14 protein-coding genes are annotated in these 16,133 nt (G+C 31.1%); 3 read left to right on the top strand and 11 right to left on the bottom strand.

Translation table 11 applies throughout. From position 1 onward, the window contains the following. Window positions 1–2 precede the first annotated feature (2 nt). The 8 genes from HM981_RS08635 to HM981_RS08600 form a co-directional block, all read right to left on the bottom strand. On the bottom strand, window positions 3–1,127 hold the full coding sequence (locus HM981_RS08635) for an imelysin family protein (protein WP_179338392.1): 1,125 nt from the start codon (window positions 1,125–1,127) through the stop codon (window positions 3–5). Window positions 1,128–1,214: 87 nt separating this feature from the next. After that, the gene (locus tag HM981_RS08630; RefSeq protein WP_179338391.1) at window positions 1,215–2,408 is read right to left on the bottom strand and encodes a DUF4856 domain-containing protein; all 1,194 of its coding nucleotides are present in this window, start codon (window positions 2,406–2,408) and stop codon (window positions 1,215–1,217) included. A 118-nt stretch (window positions 2,409–2,526) separates the two neighbouring features. Further along, window positions 2,527–2,877, bottom strand: a complete 351-nt coding sequence (locus tag HM981_RS08625) for a hypothetical protein (RefSeq protein ID WP_179338390.1) — start codon at window positions 2,875–2,877, stop codon at window positions 2,527–2,529. Between the two features lies 1 nt (window position 2,878). Then, on the bottom strand, window positions 2,879–3,241 hold the full coding sequence (locus tag HM981_RS08620; protein WP_179338389.1) for a DUF6686 family protein: 363 nt from the start codon (window positions 3,239–3,241) through the stop codon (window positions 2,879–2,881). Window positions 3,242–3,252: 11 nt separating this feature from the next. Beyond that, window positions 3,253–5,445 carry a PepSY domain-containing protein gene (locus HM981_RS08615; protein ID WP_179338388.1) on the bottom strand — a complete coding sequence of 731 codons (2,193 nt, stop codon included), beginning with the start codon at window positions 5,443–5,445 and terminating at the stop codon, window positions 3,253–3,255. Window positions 5,446–5,456: 11 nt separating this feature from the next. Further along, window positions 5,457–5,942 carry a DUF2271 domain-containing protein gene (locus HM981_RS08610; protein WP_179338387.1) on the bottom strand — a complete coding sequence of 162 codons (486 nt, stop codon included), beginning with the start codon at window positions 5,940–5,942 and terminating at the stop codon, window positions 5,457–5,459. Between the two features lie 13 nt (window positions 5,943–5,955). Continuing rightward, window positions 5,956–7,446: an ankyrin repeat domain-containing protein gene (locus tag HM981_RS08605; RefSeq protein ID WP_179338386.1), complete on the bottom strand. Its 1,491-nt coding sequence runs from the start codon at window positions 7,444–7,446 to the stop codon at window positions 5,956–5,958. Window positions 7,447–7,468: 22 nt separating this feature from the next. Next, window positions 7,469–8,371 (bottom strand): DUF6607 family protein, encoded by a 903-nt coding sequence (locus HM981_RS08600; protein ID WP_179338385.1) that lies wholly within the window; start codon window positions 8,369–8,371, stop codon window positions 7,469–7,471. A gap of 102 nt (window positions 8,372–8,473) precedes the next feature. Between HM981_RS08600 and HM981_RS08595 the strand changes: the two genes are divergently transcribed. The 3 genes from HM981_RS08595 to HM981_RS08585 all read left to right on the top strand — a co-directional run bounded on the left by HM981_RS08595 (window position 8,474) and on the right by HM981_RS08585 (window position 13,375). After that, the gene (locus HM981_RS08595) at window positions 8,474–10,624 is read left to right on the top strand and encodes a TonB-dependent receptor plug domain-containing protein (protein ID WP_179338384.1); all 2,151 of its coding nucleotides are present in this window, start codon (window positions 8,474–8,476) and stop codon (window positions 10,622–10,624) included. Window positions 10,625–10,629: 5 nt separating this feature from the next. Beyond that, a complete protein-coding gene (locus HM981_RS08590; RefSeq protein ID WP_179338383.1) occupies window positions 10,630–11,817 on the top strand; it encodes an HmuY family protein in 1,188 nt (395 codons plus the stop codon). Between the two features lie 109 nt (window positions 11,818–11,926). Further along, complete coding sequence (locus tag HM981_RS08585; protein ID WP_179338382.1) at window positions 11,927–13,375, top strand: T9SS type A sorting domain-containing protein; 1,449 nt, start codon at window positions 11,927–11,929, stop codon at window positions 13,373–13,375. A gap of 56 nt (window positions 13,376–13,431) precedes the next feature. Here the strand turns inward: HM981_RS08585 and HM981_RS08580 are convergent, their stop codons facing one another. From HM981_RS08580 to HM981_RS08570, 3 genes are all read right to left on the bottom strand, one after another. After that, window positions 13,432–14,295, bottom strand: coding sequence for a hydroxymethylglutaryl-CoA lyase (locus HM981_RS08580; RefSeq protein WP_179338381.1), 864 nt, complete (start codon window positions 14,293–14,295; stop codon window positions 13,432–13,434). A gap of 83 nt (window positions 14,296–14,378) precedes the next feature. Next, window positions 14,379–14,996, bottom strand: coding sequence for a LysE family translocator (locus HM981_RS08575; protein ID WP_179338380.1), 618 nt, complete (start codon window positions 14,994–14,996; stop codon window positions 14,379–14,381). Between the two features lie 39 nt (window positions 14,997–15,035). After that, window positions 15,036–16,064: a quinone-dependent dihydroorotate dehydrogenase gene (locus HM981_RS08570; RefSeq protein ID WP_179338379.1), complete on the bottom strand. Its 1,029-nt coding sequence runs from the start codon at window positions 16,062–16,064 to the stop codon at window positions 15,036–15,038. Between the last annotated feature and the right edge of the window lie 69 nt (window positions 16,065–16,133).

Raw genomic sequence — 16,133 nt, 5'->3', positions numbered from 1 at the left:
AATTAGTCACCATCACCATCTACATAATCAATCACAAAATTTAAAGCTTGTTTCATGTCTACTTTTAATTTCGGAATTGCAGCTTGTATGATATCATAGGCAGCCGTCATTTGTGCATTATTGTCTATTGTTTGTTGGTAAAAGTTTTCATTTAAACCATTAATAGCATTTTTGGCAGCTGTAAATTGATTATTAATTTCTATGACTAAATCTGCTCTATCTAAAAACTCTAAATATGTATTTAGAGAAGAACCTGTAGTTGTGCTTGCATAACCAACACCATTGAATAAATTTTCTATTCCTATTAAAGCTTCTAAGGCCAATTCTTTAGAAACATCTTTTTTATAAAATGCTTCAACAGTTTCAGGAAGTGATCCTCCATTTGAAAAAACACCTGCAGGAATTCCTACTTTTTGTGCTCTAAAATCTTTTTCATAAGAATAGATTAAATCATTAGCTAATTTATTGAAAGAACCATTAACACCACTATCTGTGTTGTCTATAAATGTATCTCTGTAACCAGATTCCCAACTATTAACTATGGCATCATTTAAGGTTATCATTTGTGTAATAACATCTGTTAAATATGTTGTGTAGCCATTAGAGTCACTATTAGTAATAAACTTATCTATTGGTAATGCATCTCCTGTTGCGACACCATGTATTAAGAAGTCTAAAGCAGGAAAACCTTGTGCATCATGGTAATTTGCTGTATTTAGATCATAATTTCCTGTATTAGCTCCATTTTCAATATCAGCTACAGTAACCGGATAAATATTAAAGAAACTTACAAAACCACGCTCACCTCCTCCAAGATTATCTGCTTCACCTAAATTATATATTTGAACATGTTGCCAAACTTTATAGGCATCTAACCAAGCATCACTTAACAATTCTAAATTTGTAACAGATTTATTAGTAACAAAACTCTCGTTAGCCGCATCTAAAGCAGATAATTTAGTTTGTAAATCCTGAAATGCTGGTACAATAAGATTATCAGCTACGTTGGTTAGTAACTCTGTTCTATTAAAGCCATCATTAGTGCCTGATCCATTGGAATCATCTGTAGAACTACATGCAATAACCACCATTGCTATTGTAAAGAGAATAAATACTTTTTTTAACATAATTATTAATTTTCGGGTGCAAAGATAAATAAGCATAAGCTTTCATCCTAATGAAAGCTTATGCTATACTATTTCTACTTTAAAATATTAATTTGCTGCTTCATCAACAGTAAAATTAAAACGTGATGCTATATCTTCTGATATCTCATCTAATGTTTCTGTTGTTACATCCCAAAACCCATTACCTGCGGTTAACTGAGACATAAATGTATCAACTTCAGACTTTGACAAATATGGACTATCCGTTCCTGGCTGACGTGTAAACTGTAAACTGTAAACAAAACCTAAACCTTCAGATAAATCATGAAACGCAGATGCATAATCAGATCCTAAACCTGCTTTACCTCCTTGTAAATAATGTACAGCTCTAACACCAATAACCATTGATACTTTTTCTTTAATGATATTAGCTTGTTGATCTCTAATAGTGTAATTTTTAGCTACAATTGCCGCTCTTCCTAATTTAAAAGCATTGTAAATATCTTCAGCAATACCAGCAAAATCCTCATCACCTTCTACACGAGATAAATATTTATTTAAAAAGCTATCTGCATCTAACTGTGGAGCTAAAGCATCATCAGTTCCATATAAATAACCAAATGCTTCATCCCATTTATGTTCCATTGATGTATAGTTACTAGAACCGTCCAACACATCATTATCATTATTACTAATATTATCACCAGCATCTAAAACCGCAGGACTTAAATAATTGTTTAGTATCTGATCTGACATTAAACCTCCAATTAATCCTTTAGCTATAACTTGGTTATATTCTATACCTTTTGCACTCACATAACGCGTAGAACCGCCACCTGCTTGTTGAATTTTACCTGCAGTACCAGCAACAGCATCAATATCCCAATTAGGAAATACTTCACTAACTTGACTAGCGATCCAAGTATCAAATTGTGCTTTTATAGCTATTGCATCTGTTGTGTTAGCAGAAAAATAATCTGTTGAAGCTGCTGTTTTACTTCTTATATCTTTACCTGACTCATTTAATTCTGAAGTAGAGAAATAATTACCGGTATTTGTAAAAAGTCCATCTAATTCTACTTCTGATTTTGTATTATCACTAAGAGACGATACAAATTCTTCACCCATTTCTATACGTGTGGTCTGTCCGCCATAACTCACGGTTGTGTTACCATTTCTTTCAAATTGATAGGTTGCTGGTGTTTCAATTTGTGATTCTCCATTTCCACCATTATCATCATCACTTTCACATGATGTGAATAAGGCTCCTATAACAAATAAACTTAACGCAATTCTTTTCATTTTAATTTTTTTTAAGCCTTTATTTAGACTAATTACAAATAGATTTAGATTGAAGCCACAAATTTAAGTTAGATTTTAGATTTTACAAACTTTATTTAGATTAAATTTAAATAAAGTTTCAATGATTTGATATGGGATTAAAAATAGTTTTATAATTTAAGCTGAATAATGTCCCTTTTATTAAATCCTCCAAAGCTTTTAATTCCTGGAACATAAAGTAAAATTCTTTATCCTTTTTAATAGGAAAGACCACAGTAATAACGTTCTTTTTGGCTATTCTACTATTACTCGATAAGGTTTTTAAAGCGTTCTTTATTGTGTGATAACAAATAACTAACTCTTCATTGGTAAACTCAAAAACACACTTATTAAATACCAACTGTACTTTATTTGTAGGAATTAATGTTCCTCGCTTTAAGAAAAAAGTAATTCCTAAATAATTGCCATAAATTAATCTAATATCCTCCATCTTAATTTAAGATTAGATGATAATCAATATCATCTACACTCAGAAATTTTATAAAATTACTCTCTTCATAATCATTGAAGCTTAACAACGTTTTTAGTTCTTTTAGCTCTTGCCTACTAAACATAATAACCAAGTTTTCTTGTGTAGAAGGCAGTGGTATTTTTCTCCTTACCGTTGCATTTTCATACTTATCTTCCCAATATTCAATGTCTATATCTTCCATATAAACTTTTAGACGTTCTAACTCGTCATAATTAAGAACAAAAAATAAATTATTGAATGCTAAATGAAACAGTTCACAGTCTTCACAAAACAATAACTCACCACTATTAACTTTAGATAATACTTTTACACTTTTGCACATATATTGTTTCTTTAATAACAATCCATTTTAATTTGCCCGTTACTTTCAAACGCACTTAATGGTTTGTTGAGTTGTTTTGTGGTAATATTATTTAAGACTTCTAAAACACGATTCTGCATGGCTATAGCCCCACAAATCATGACTACTCCATTTTGCTGTAAGTGCTTTGCAATAAATTCTTTATTTTGAATTAAAAGATCTTGGACGTAAATTTTCTCTGCTTGTTCTTGAGAAAATGCTGTTTGCAATTGGTTTAGTTTATCTTGCTTTTTTGCCTCTTCTAATAAACCAGCATACAACTTTAAAGATGCCTTGGTTCGTCCTCCCCAAAACAAGTGTATATTTTTCTGTTTTTTATTGTCGTTAATCATCCCAAGAAATGGCGCAATACCGGTTCCGTTGGCTATTAAAATGACGTCTTTTGTTTTAGCAGGTAAGTGAAAATCTTTATTTTCACTTATCGTTGCTGTAATAGTATCAGCGTTATTTAATGTACTTAAATAGGTAGAACACAGTCCTTTTTCATGTTTTTTAATACTTAAAAGAATATCTCCTTCTACTTTGGCAATTGAATATTCTCTGGCAGCTTCATCTTCATTAGGCTTAAATGCTAATAAATCACCCGACTGAAATTTAATCTTCTTTAATGGCCTTAACTGCAACAAGAAAGTATCATCTATATTTAACTCCGTTCGTTTTACCACTTTAAACGTTCGTGTATATTTTGAATTTAATTTCTCCGTTGGTTGTGTGATAATTAGATCTTGATTAGAAACGGTATTCCATTGTAAAACCCAATTTCTTAATGCTTCAAAAGATTGATTATTGATTTTTATTAATTCTAATTTTCGATTAAAATTTGGATGCACATTTAGCAGCTCATCAACTGCTTCTGCGTATTTACAATATTCAGGATATAATAAAGAACCAAAACCTACTACTGAATAATTTAGCTTAGAATTTTCAATTGTTCCCAATAACTTTTCAAATTTAGTTGCATTTATTGGTGCATCTCCTTCTCCGTAAGTTGCTGTAAAAATGATGAGTTCTTTTGCTTTATGATATGTTGTATATTGATTTAATTCGGTGATATAAGCTTTCTTTCCTCCCGCTAATAAAGCTTTGTAAAATAAGGTTGCAAAACGAAATGTACTTCCTGTTTCTGAACCTACTAGAACAATATATTCTGCGTCTTCTTTTTTAAATTTATTCTTAATTTTCACTTTCGATTTCTGACGTTTTAAAGTCATAGCAAAACCAGAATAAATAAAGAATAACAAGACAACACCAACCAATGCTAAAACAATAGCCCATAAAATAGTGCCTTGGCCTGTATGCAGAAACAAACTCCATTGCGATAACATATGAACCAAAGGATACCGTTGTTCGCTTACAATTTCGCCAGAAACCTGATTGACTAAAAGTTCTCTATCTTTTAATGTGATAAAAAAGTAATCTTCTACATCATCAGAAAAAGGAAATTCTAAATTTTCAACTTCAGAAATTGGTGTAGACTTAAAAACTTCAAAATCTGAAAATGGTATTTTATCAATATCCTCAGATACATCTTCGGGGTAAGTATGCGTAATATTTGATTCTGGTAAAAGGGAAAACTTTTCTAATGATAAATAAACACCTGTTAAGGCTACAATAATCACAGGAATTAGAAACCAACGTCCTAATTCTACGTGATAATATTGTTCAAAATTTTCATTAACTATTTTAGAGAAAAACCGACGAATTCCTCCTTGTCTTTTGGCGATTAAAACCAAACCTGTAATAGCCATTAAGATTAAAAAGAACGACACCAAACCTACAATAAAACGTCCTGTAGATTTTAGAAATAAAGAACGGTGTAAATTAGTGGTAAACTTAAAAAGTGGTGATTTTTCAATAAGCTCACCTAACTTCTCCCCTGTTTCTGGGTTGATGTAAAAAGTTTCACTATCACCTTCCTTTGTAATAACCGACGCTATGACAAAATCATTTTCATCCGTTGAGATGGTAATAATTTCGTCATAGTTATTAGTTAAACTTTCTATCGTTGTGGCTAAAGTTGTGTCCTCATTAATTTGATAAGATTCCAACTGATTAGAAATAGGCTCGAAAGCCAAAATGGTACCAGTTACGGAAGCTAAAACAATAAAAAGAGAAGACACCAAAGCCAACATAAGGTGACTAAATCTCCAAATAGAAAGGGTCATTTGCATTGCTTTTATTGAGGCATCATACGTATATAACGGATAAATCCTTTGCCTTCAACTTTAGATTTCACACTTTCAGAAGTTAACTCTAATTCGACATCACTTTGGTAATATTCTTGATCTTCAACTGCAGATTCAAAGCGAAGTTTATAGCCTTTGTCTAATTTATCGTTATCTATTTCAATAACATTTATTGTACGCTGACCTCCACTTACCGTTGCTCCTGTAATAGCATCGATATCGTTTCGCTTTTTACCGTAAAAATCCCACCAAGACTCAATGGTGTTATACCATTCGTCATCATCTCCAATAACATTAAGGGTTTCTACATATTCTCCTTCTGGGTTTAATAATGAAATTACAATATAGGCGCCTTCACCTGTATAATTCGTCATTTGAATCATACATTTATACTTTGAAGATTCAGATAAGGTATTAAAAGATACTAAGCCAAAAGCTATAGTAAAGACTAAAATTATAAGTTTTATATTCTTCATATTTAAAATTATATTACTTTAAAAATTCAACTGAGACATTATTCTTAGCTAATAACTCGTTCTCTTTAGCTAAGTCGTAAGCAGACTCTTCAAAATCTGTTACAATATCTTTCTTAGCACCGTTTTCTAAAAGAAATTTTAAAACACTGTCATCTTTAGCTTTTAGAGCCGCTAAATGCAATGCTGTATTGCCTTCATTATTTTTAGCATTGATATCTTGTTTCATCTCTAGTGCAATTTTTAATAACTCCAAACTATTTTTTTCGGCAGCTAAATGAAACCATGTGTTTCCATTTTTTTGAGTAGCAGTTAAATCTACTTTACTCATATTCAAGAACTCTTTTTTACTGTAAAATTGCTTTTTGTTTCTTTCTGAATAAGAATCAATTAGATAGTATGCTAAGTTATTTCCGTCTGTATCTAATAAAGTTGTTTTAGCTTTATTCTCAATTAAGAAAGCTACAACATCTACATCGTTGCCAGCAACAGCCAAACTTAAAGCTGTTTGCCCTTTTTTATTTGTATCGTTTATATCTTTTAAACTTGAAGCCAATACCTTTATAACTTCTAAATTATTACCAGAAGCAGCATTAATAAAAGGTGTATTTCCTTTGTGATCTTTTTGGTTAACATCTAATCCTTTATTGAGCAAATACTTAATGATGTTTACATTTTTACTTCTTGACGCTAAGACATGTAACGGTGATACTCCTTCTTTATTTGTTGTATTTGGATTTAAACCAATACTTTCTAAATACTCATAAACCTCTATTCCATTAGATGATCTTCTTGCTCCATTAGCTGCAAAAATAAAAGCTTGATCTGTACCTATTAATCCTTTATTTACAAGAGATTTTAAAGCATCAATATGACCGGTTTTCGTTGTATAATTAAAAATTCCGTCTCCATTTTTATCAACACTTTTAATATCTAATCCTTTAGATTGAAAATAAGATACAAGTTTAAAATCCTTATCACTTGGTGCAGCTAATAATAAAGCATTTGCACCACTTGGTGTTAAGTCTGTTTTTAAGTTTACTCCTTTTTCTAAAATAAGGTCATAAACTTTAGTGTTTTGTTGTCCTGCTGAAGCTGCAAAATTAATTATAGAACTTCCTTTATCATCCGTAATATCTGTTTTAGCTCCTGTTTTTAAAAGGTATTTAACTAATTCATCGTTACCACTATATGCTGCCCAAAAAATGTATGTTCTACCATCATGCGTCAGTTTGTTTACATCATTACCTTTTTGAGCTAAAAGAAATTTAATGGTTTCTAATGGTGTGTCTTGTAACGTTGCAAAAACAACAGCATCAAAACTAGATCCGTTTAATTCTGAAGGATTATTCCCTTCTTTTATCATTGCTTTAACCGTTTCTACACTTGGTTTTGTTCCCCAATAATCACGATTTAAAAAGATATTTTCGTTCTTCTTATTCTGGGCAAAAGCAGGTAATGCCAATATGACAAGAAGTAATACTACTACAGTCTTAATTGTTTTCATGTATAAATGTTTGTTTTTAATCTTATTTTACAAAAGATTCTATAATACTATTGATTTCTTTTGTTTCTATAATTTTATCATCAAATAAGTATTTGTACAATACTTTATTATCAACTTTTTCCGCTAATGTTAAATCTTTATCTCTTCCATACACATCATCCCATTTAGATCTTACCAATTTCCATTTTCCTTCTTGTGCTATCCACCAATCTTTTGAAGCCTGACATCTGCTTTCATCAACTCTTTTATAAGTATTGTAACCTTTTTCTTTAGCTAAAATTATATCTTCAGAACCTGCTACACGTACTACTTTTTCGTTGTCTTGATCATGTACCCAACCAAAGTTAGTAATTTCATGACGGTTACCTCTTAATGTTATGTTGTAATCACTACGCTTAGTGTATTCACGCCTTGGCAATGGTGCTGTCGTTATATTTTCCCAATAGTTTTTACCATCTACATGAACCCAAGTTCCAGAGCCTTCGTAACGTGGACTATCATCTACTTGATACACTTTTTGTGTCCATTGCCCTTTTACGTCGTCTTTAGATTTTTTTTCAAACGTCCAGTTATTATCACCGTTATACATATAGAAATCTTGATTCTCAAACAACCAATCTTGTCTCCAATGTTTAATAATCATTGGATCATCTGGTCTTCCTACTTGTAGTAAGTGTTGAATAGAAATTTTATTATCCTCATCTTCAATAGCCAATGCATATTCTAACCCTTTGTCTACCTTAGTTTCTGAAGGTCTATAAAGCGAATCATTACTGTAATTGAAAGTTTCGGTAAAATTAAATGTCACCTCAAAACAACCACACATTTCTTTAATGGATTCTTGATCTTGTGTCTTTTTCTTTTGAGCATTTGCACTTAAAGAGAATGCTAGAATAATAGATAGTACTGGAACGAATTTCTTCATCTGTTAGATTTTATTATTGTGATTTGAAAAAAATTAAAAAAAACTATTCTTATTTAGAATGAATTAAAATAAGATTATATATTTGCGACAAATTTATATAGAATGAGTCTAATTAAAAATAAAAATCTAATTTATTTTTTACTTTTTTTAAGTTCCACCTTAGGAGCTCAAGAAAAAGAAAAGGACAGTGTTACAACTGAAAAATTAAAGGAAGTTGTCGTTGTTGGAGAAACCAATGTGATGTCTGTAAGTAAAAAACTATTTACAGTAGGCACTATCAGTAGAAAAGACATTGACAATGTCGCTGGTTCAAATCTTGCAGATATCTTATTCAATAATCTAAACATTACAGTTAATCCAGATGCTTCTACGGGACGCTCAACCGTTAGTTTGTTTGGTCTAGATGGTCAATATGTAAAAATATTAGTAGATGGCATTCCTATAATTAGCGATAATGGTCTTGGAAACAATATAGATATCTCTCAAATAAATATTGATGATGTAGAACGTGTAGAAATTGTTGAAGGCTCAATGGGTGTGTTATATGGAGATAATGCTGTTGCAGGTGTCATTAATATTATTACTAAAAGAGGATTAAAGGATGAAGGATGGCAACTTCAGTTATCACTTCAGGAAGAAACTGTAGGTAATGAATTTGAGTTTTTTGATGAAGGTAAACACATCCAAAATTTCAGAGCTATTAATCAGGTTAATGAAAAATTATCATATTCTTTTGGTCTTGCTCGAAATGATTTTGCAGGTTATTATAACGGTTATAAAGGTCAGAACTATGTAAATATTCAAGATAATATTGTTGTTAATGATAGTTTAAGAGGAACAGAATGGAATCCTAAAGAACAAATAACAGCATCAGCTAATATTGATTTGAATTTAGGCAAGCATAATATCTTTTATAAATTACAGTACTTCAATGAAGATTTAGACATTTATAATAAAATTGTAAATGGTAGATATGAAAATGGAAGACTTAATCCCACGGCTTTAGATCAAAATTACGCTACTAATAGATGGGTCAATAATATAAATGTTGCAGGACCTCTTAATGGTGCAACAAAATATAATTTTTCATTTTCTTATCAGAATCAAAAACGCCATTATAAAGAATTAATTTACAACATTTTAGAACAAACAACTCAATCTGTAGAAACAGATGCCTTAAGTCAATCAAGTGATGTATGGTATTCTAAAGCTTTTGTAAACAGTATAATCTCTAAAAGTAAATTTATAGATCTTCAACTAGGATATGAATTTACCAATCAATCTGGTTTTGATGCCAACGCTACAGGAGCTTACTCAAATGAAGTTGTGAAAAACACCATAACAAATTATGAATTATTTGGTATTACTGAACTACAACCAACAAAAAAATTATCTATTAATCCTGGTGCGAGATTTACACATAGCTCTCAATTTAACAATCATTTAATTTGGTCTTTATCTTCTAATTATGATTTTTCAGAAAAATTAAAACTTAAAGCTGTCGTTGGCTCAGCATATAGAGCTCCAAATTTTGAAGAGCTTTTCTTTTACTTTGTAGATGCTAATCATAATGTGCAAGGAAATCCAGACCTAGAACCTGAAGATGGTATCTCTGTATTTGTGAATCTAAAAGATAACTTTAAGATTGCTAAAGAAGGCTATTTAAATACCAGTTTTAACTTTTTTCATATCTATTTAAAGGATGCAATTGCTAGCATAACAGCAGAAGATGATAATGGTACAACGCTATTTACACAAGACAATATTGATTATAGTAACCGATTAGGTTTTACATTAGATAACAGTTTTATTTATAAAAACTGGAACATAGGTCTAGGTGGAACATATCTTGGAGTTAAAAATGAAATTCAAGAAAATGAAACTGGTAATGATGATTATTTATGGAGTCTAAATTTACAAACGTCATTAGCATATAAAATAAAAAAATGGAACTCAACTGTTTCTGCTCAATTAAAGTATACTGGAGAAACTCAAGGTATATTTAATAATAATGATGGAGAACAATTCATTGGCATTACAGAATCATTTACGTGGTTAAATGCCTCTATCCGAACTCAAATAAACTCTAAACTAGTAGCCACTCTCGGAGCTAGAAATATTTTTGATGTTGTAAATATAAATACTGCTGCCTCATCTGGAGCGCATACAAGCTCAACATCAACATCTCAATTAATCGGTAATGGCCGATCTTATTTTTTAAAACTTTCATATAATTTAAACTTTAAACACTAACAATTATGACAAACAAGTCTTTTACTTTAATCCTATTTATCTGTGTTACGCTTTTTACAAGTTGTAGCAGTGATGATGATGTTTCAACACCTGTAACTCCTCCTGCTTCTGGTGGTATTATAGATCCTCAAGTTGGAGGATTTAATCAACCAAACCGTGTCTATGTAGATTTAAGTACTGGTACACAAGTAACTTCTCAACGAGATTCATGGGAAATTGCCGTATATAACGGTTCTCAAAATAGAGTGTATCTTAATAATTCATTATTAGTCTCTGCTGCAGAATTAGAAGGAATTACTGACATCACAACGGTTTCTGAGACAACAACTTTAACCACACCTTTAACTTTAAATGCATTAGATCAAACTTTTACTCCAACTACAATAACTGTTAACACGGTTGCCGAGTTAATGGAAGGCTTACCCGTAAATTATTACCAATACGGAAATTTAGAAGCTGGTATTTCTTTTACCGATAGTAAAGAAGGTGAATTAACAGGTACTGCTTTTGACCAAATTTCTACCACTGATAGCGACAATAATGTATATATTGTAAATTTAGGAAACGAAATCCCAACAGCTAATAACGGTACTATAAACACTACAGGAGACTCTAGAGGCTTCATGAAAGTTAGAATATTAGCAGATGGTAACGGTTACACTATTCAATATGCTTCACTTTCTAACACTAATGATTTTTCTGAAATTAGCGTAACTAAAGATGGTAGCTATAATCTAACAGCTATAAGCTTAACAAATGAACAAATTGTGAGTGTAGAACCACAATCTGCTAATTGGGATCTTGATTTAGGAGGAGTATTCTCTTTTTATGGTTTGCAGGGAACTTTAGCCGCTGGTTTAACATATTCAGATTATACATTACACAATACTTTAGGAGGTGCCAGTTTATATCAAATTACAGTTGAAGATGAAACAACTCCAACATATACCAATTTTACTTTCAGTGACATTAGTGAATCTAGTCTTGTTTATGGAGATCGTACTACTATTGGTAGTGGCTGGCGAAGTGTAGATTACATGACAGGTGAAACTTCAGTAAGAGAAGATAGGTATTACATTGTAAAAGATACTGATAGCAATTACTATAAGTTAAGATTTACAGCGGTAGAAAGTGAAACTGGAGAAAGAGGTTATCCTCAATTTCAGTATGAGTTATTAGAAAACGATAACTAATCTAAAATTTATAAAAATCTAAATTTTATTTAAAAATCCATCTCTAAAGAGATGGTTTTTTTAAATCTTATTTAATTATTTTTATTTAGTCTAAATAAATATACATATTATGAAAAAAATATTACTCTTAACCATTTGCATCATATTAAACAATCAATACACAACTTCTCAACAATTTATTGAAAACACCGAAGTTAGCTTAACAGGAATTTTATACGGAGAAGCTAAGTGGATAAATATAGACAACTCTGGTAACGATGAATTGTTAATCTCTGGATATGATGTCAATTATGAAGCTTACTCTGCACTCTATTCTTATCAAGCAGATAATATTGGTCTATTACCAATTACTATTGATCCTTCTTATTTTTCATCAATTGGAAAATTAGACTATAACAACGATGGATTTACAGACTTTATTATCAATGGATTAAACGCTGAAAATACAGAAAGCACTATATTATATATAAGCGACGGAAATGGTTCTTATACTACACAAGATTTAGCGATTCCTGGAACATCCAATGGGAAAATGAAAATTGAAGATTTAAATAATGATGATCTAAGTGATATAATAGTTACTGGTTCTGATGCTAATTATAATTATATCGCAAAATTATATTTACAGAATCTGGACGGTAACTTTATAGAAGCTGATGTTCCTTTTTTTGGAAGTACCTACAATGATATAACGATTTTTGATGCCAATAATGATGGTCATATAGATGTATTACTTACTGGATTTAGTGGTAGCTATGCTCCAGAAACAAAACTATATCTTAATAACGGAGCTGCTGTTTTTACGGAAAGCACTACTATATTAGCTGATGTATATTTCTCAACGTCTAGTGCAGCTGACTATGATAATGATGGAGATATGGATGTATTAATTTCAGGTTTTAATTCCGCTTATGTACCTTCTACAATATTATACAATAATGACGGTACCGGAAACTTTACAGAAAACACTGCAGTTACATTAAGACAACTTTATTGGGGAACTTCAAATTTTGTAGATTATGATAATGATGGCGATTTAGATATTTTTCTATCTGGAGCAGATGCCAATACCAATGCCTATGCTAAATTCTATAAAAATACAAATGGAGATTTTACAGAAGATACAAATGCCGAAATAGGAATTTACGGAACATACGTTAGCGCTGCTGATTGGTCTGATTATGACAATGATGGAGATTTAGATTTTGTTTTAACGGGTCTTAATAGTAACAGTGATGCTATAACAAAAGTGTATACTAACCAACAGGAAAGTTTAAGTATTAATGAGTTTACCATTACTAATCAATTACTAATTTACCCAAATCCTACAACAAACAAGATCGTTAATTTAGTTTATGATGAAAGTAAACTGAGTGATACAACACATACGGTTTCCATATTTTCTACTTTAGGTCAAAAAGTATTTGAAACCAATTTAGTTAAAACTTCTAAAATTTTCAAAAAGAATTTAGATTTAACCACTTTAGAAAGTGGAGTTTACGTCGTACAATTAACATCAGGAAATCAAAGTGTTTCTAAGAAGTTAATTCTTAACTAATATTTACATTTTTTAAGTTCAAAAAAGTCCTAACATAAACTGTTAGGACTTTTTTGTTAATGGTAAGCACTAAAAATCTTAGTCGCTTCATTATAAGAACTCTCAAAACACATGGCATTGAGATTATGTGCTTTTTTTTGCGTAAAATACGATAGCATTTTTTCGGTTGGCATATTACCTGTAAGATCATCTTTTGCCATTGGGCAACCACCAAAACCTTGAATGGCACCATCAAAACGTCTGCAACCCGCTTGGTAAGCTGCGTCAATTTTTTCGAACCATGTGGTTGGTGTGGTATGTAAATGTGCACCAAACTCTATATTAGAATAGGCAGGAATTAAATTTGAAAATAAATAAGAAATATTTTCAGGATCAGAACTTCCAATAGTATCACTTAATGATAAAATTTTAACTCCCATTTTAGATAAACGTTCTGTCCACTCTCCAACGATATCCACATTCCAAGGATCACCATACGGATTTCCAAATCCCATAGAAATGTAAACCACAACTTCTTTATGACTTTTATCTGCTATTTCTAATATTTCAGACAATGTAACCACAGATTGCGCAATCGTTTTGTGCGTATTTCGCATTTGAAAGTTTTCAGAAATTGAAAACGGAAAGCCTAGATACTCTATTTCTTTATGCATTGAAGCGTCAGCTGCACCTCTAGTATTTGCAATAATAGCTAATAATTTACTTTCTGTTTTACTCAAATCTAATTGTGCTAAAACTTCAGCAGTATCTACCATTTGCGGAATCGCTTTTGGAGACACAAAACTACCAAAATCAATAGTATCAAAACCTACACGAAGCAACGACTGAATATACTGTACCTTCTTTTCTGTAGGTATAAAATCCTTAATGCCTTGCATGGCATCTCTTGGACATTCTATTATTTTAACCGCTTTATTCATTGGTTCAAATATACATTAATTGAAATTGAAATTGAATTCGAAATGAAATTTGAAGGAGATAATAATTAGCCTAAATGATTCTTCTAAATTAAAATAAAAACTGCAATCCCAACAAATACCACAATCTGAAGCCATTTTAAAAACAATCCAGAATTTTTATGTTTTAAGGTATAGGTTTTAATCTGTCCGGCTAACAAGGCAATTGATGAAAAAATCACAAAAGACACCAACATAAAGAGTCCTCCCAAAATATAAAACTGCCAAACGGTACTCATCGTTTCACTAAACAAAAAACCAGGAAAAAAGGCTAAAAAGAAAATGGTGACTTTTGGATTGAGAACATTCATAAAAAAACCTTGAACAAACAATTGTTTCAAACTTTTTTTAGTTGCAATATTAGATTCTAAATCCAACTGACTATCAGATTTAAAAACTTTAAAAGCTAAAAACAAAAGATAAATTGCACCTAACAATTTAATACCAAAGAATAAATGTTCATTGGCTGCTATTATTGCAGAAACACCAAACGCAAGTAATGTGGTATGAATAATACAACCTGTAATTAAACCACAAACAGTTGCCAATCCATAAGATTTACCATTGGTAATACTTTGTATTAAAACATAAATGTTATCTGGACCTGGCGCAATTGCCAATGCAGATGTTGCAAATGCGAATGATATAAGAATATCGTAATTCAATAGAAAGTATTATTTTTTAGACACGCATTTAATGAGTTATCACTTTAACAAAGCCTTATTAATTTGTTTAATTAAAGACGGACCTTCATAAATAAAACCGGTATAAACCTGAACCAAATCTGCTCCTGCTTCAATTTTCTCTAACGCATCTTCTGCAGAATGCACTCCACCTACTCCAATTATAGGAAACGCTTTATTGCTCTTATCGGCTAAGTATTTAATAACTGCTGTGGACTTCTCTTTAATTGGCTTACCGCTTAATCCTCCATTACCAATTTCTAATAAACGCTTTTCAGACGTTTTTAAACCGCTTCGATCTATAGATGTATTACTTGCAATAACTCCATCGAGATTGGTTTCTGCCATTAATTCAATAATTTCATCTAATTGCAAGGCGTTTAAATCTGGAGCAATTTTAAGAAGAATAGGTTTTTGTTCTGCGAATGCTTTGTTGGCTTTTTGCACCGATCCTATAAGTTCTAGCAAATAATCTTTATCATTTAATTTGGCATGGCTTCCAACATTAGGGCAACTTACATTTAGCACAAAATAATCTACATAAGGATGTAGCGCATTAAAACACTCTAAATAATCTTTGGTGTAATCTTCAGGAAGCGTTTGCGTGTTTTTCCCAATATTTCCACCAATAATAAGTTTCCCTTTATTGCCTTTTAATTGAGTTATAGCAGTGCTTAACCCTTCGTTATTAAACCCCATTCGGTTAATAATACCTTTATCATCTTTTAGTCTGAATAAACGTTGTTTAGGATTACCTTCTTGTGCTTTTGGCGTCACCGTTCCTATTTCTATAAAACCAAATCCAAAGTTGGCCAATTCATTATACAACACAGCATTTTTATCAAAACCTGCAGCTAAACCTACTGGGTTTTTAAATGTGAGTCCAAATAATTGGCGTTCTAAGCGTTTATCTTCTATAACGTAAAGCGATTTAAAAAGACTTTTAAAGCCTGGGAGTTTAGATAAATTACGAATTAAAGAAAAAGTAAAATAGTGTACTTTTTCTGGGTCGAAGAGAAATAAAATGGGTCTTAGTAATGCTTTATACATGGCTGGAGTTTAACATTACAAAAGTAAGAATCTAATCGTTAAAATACTCTATTAATTTTATCAGAAACT

It is taken from the genome of Winogradskyella ludwigii (assembly GCF_013403985.1).
Lineage (GTDB): Bacteria > Bacteroidota > Bacteroidia > Flavobacteriales > Flavobacteriaceae > Winogradskyella > Winogradskyella ludwigii.
This window is presented reverse-complemented; position numbering and strand designations above follow the sequence as displayed.

Bases quoted from the DNA above. Each gene is read 5' to 3' on its own strand.
- HM981_RS08630 (WP_179338391.1), bottom strand. From the start codon at position 2,408: ATGAAAAGAATTGCGTTAAGTTTATTTGTTATAGGAGCCTTATTCACA.
- HM981_RS08570 (WP_179338379.1), bottom strand. From the start codon at position 16,064: ATGTATAAAGCATTACTAAGACCCATTTTATTTCTCTTCGACCCAGAA.
- HM981_RS08615 (WP_179338388.1), bottom strand. From the start codon at position 5,445: ATGACCCTTTCTATTTGGAGATTTAGTCACCTTATGTTGGCTTTGGTG.
- HM981_RS08585 (WP_179338382.1), top strand. From the start codon at position 11,927: ATGAAAAAAATATTACTCTTAACCATTTGCATCATATTAAACAATCAA.
- HM981_RS08590 (WP_179338383.1), top strand. From the start codon at position 10,630: ATGACAAACAAGTCTTTTACTTTAATCCTATTTATCTGTGTTACGCTT.
- HM981_RS08580 (WP_179338381.1), bottom strand. From the start codon at position 14,295: ATGAATAAAGCGGTTAAAATAATAGAATGTCCAAGAGATGCCATGCAA.
- HM981_RS08595 (WP_179338384.1), top strand. From the start codon at position 8,474: ATGAGTCTAATTAAAAATAAAAATCTAATTTATTTTTTACTTTTTTTA.
- HM981_RS08610 (WP_179338387.1), bottom strand. From the start codon at position 5,942: ATGAAGAATATAAAACTTATAATTTTAGTCTTTACTATAGCTTTTGGC.
- HM981_RS08635 (WP_179338392.1), bottom strand. From the start codon at position 1,127: ATGTTAAAAAAAGTATTTATTCTCTTTACAATAGCAATGGTGGTTATT.
- HM981_RS08620 (WP_179338389.1), bottom strand. From the start codon at position 3,241: ATGTGCAAAAGTGTAAAAGTATTATCTAAAGTTAATAGTGGTGAGTTA.
- HM981_RS08600 (WP_179338385.1), bottom strand. From the start codon at position 8,371: ATGAAGAAATTCGTTCCAGTACTATCTATTATTCTAGCATTCTCTTTA.
- HM981_RS08625 (WP_179338390.1), bottom strand. From the start codon at position 2,877: ATGGAGGATATTAGATTAATTTATGGCAATTATTTAGGAATTACTTTT.
- HM981_RS08605 (WP_179338386.1), bottom strand. From the start codon at position 7,446: ATGAAAACAATTAAGACTGTAGTAGTATTACTTCTTGTCATATTGGCA.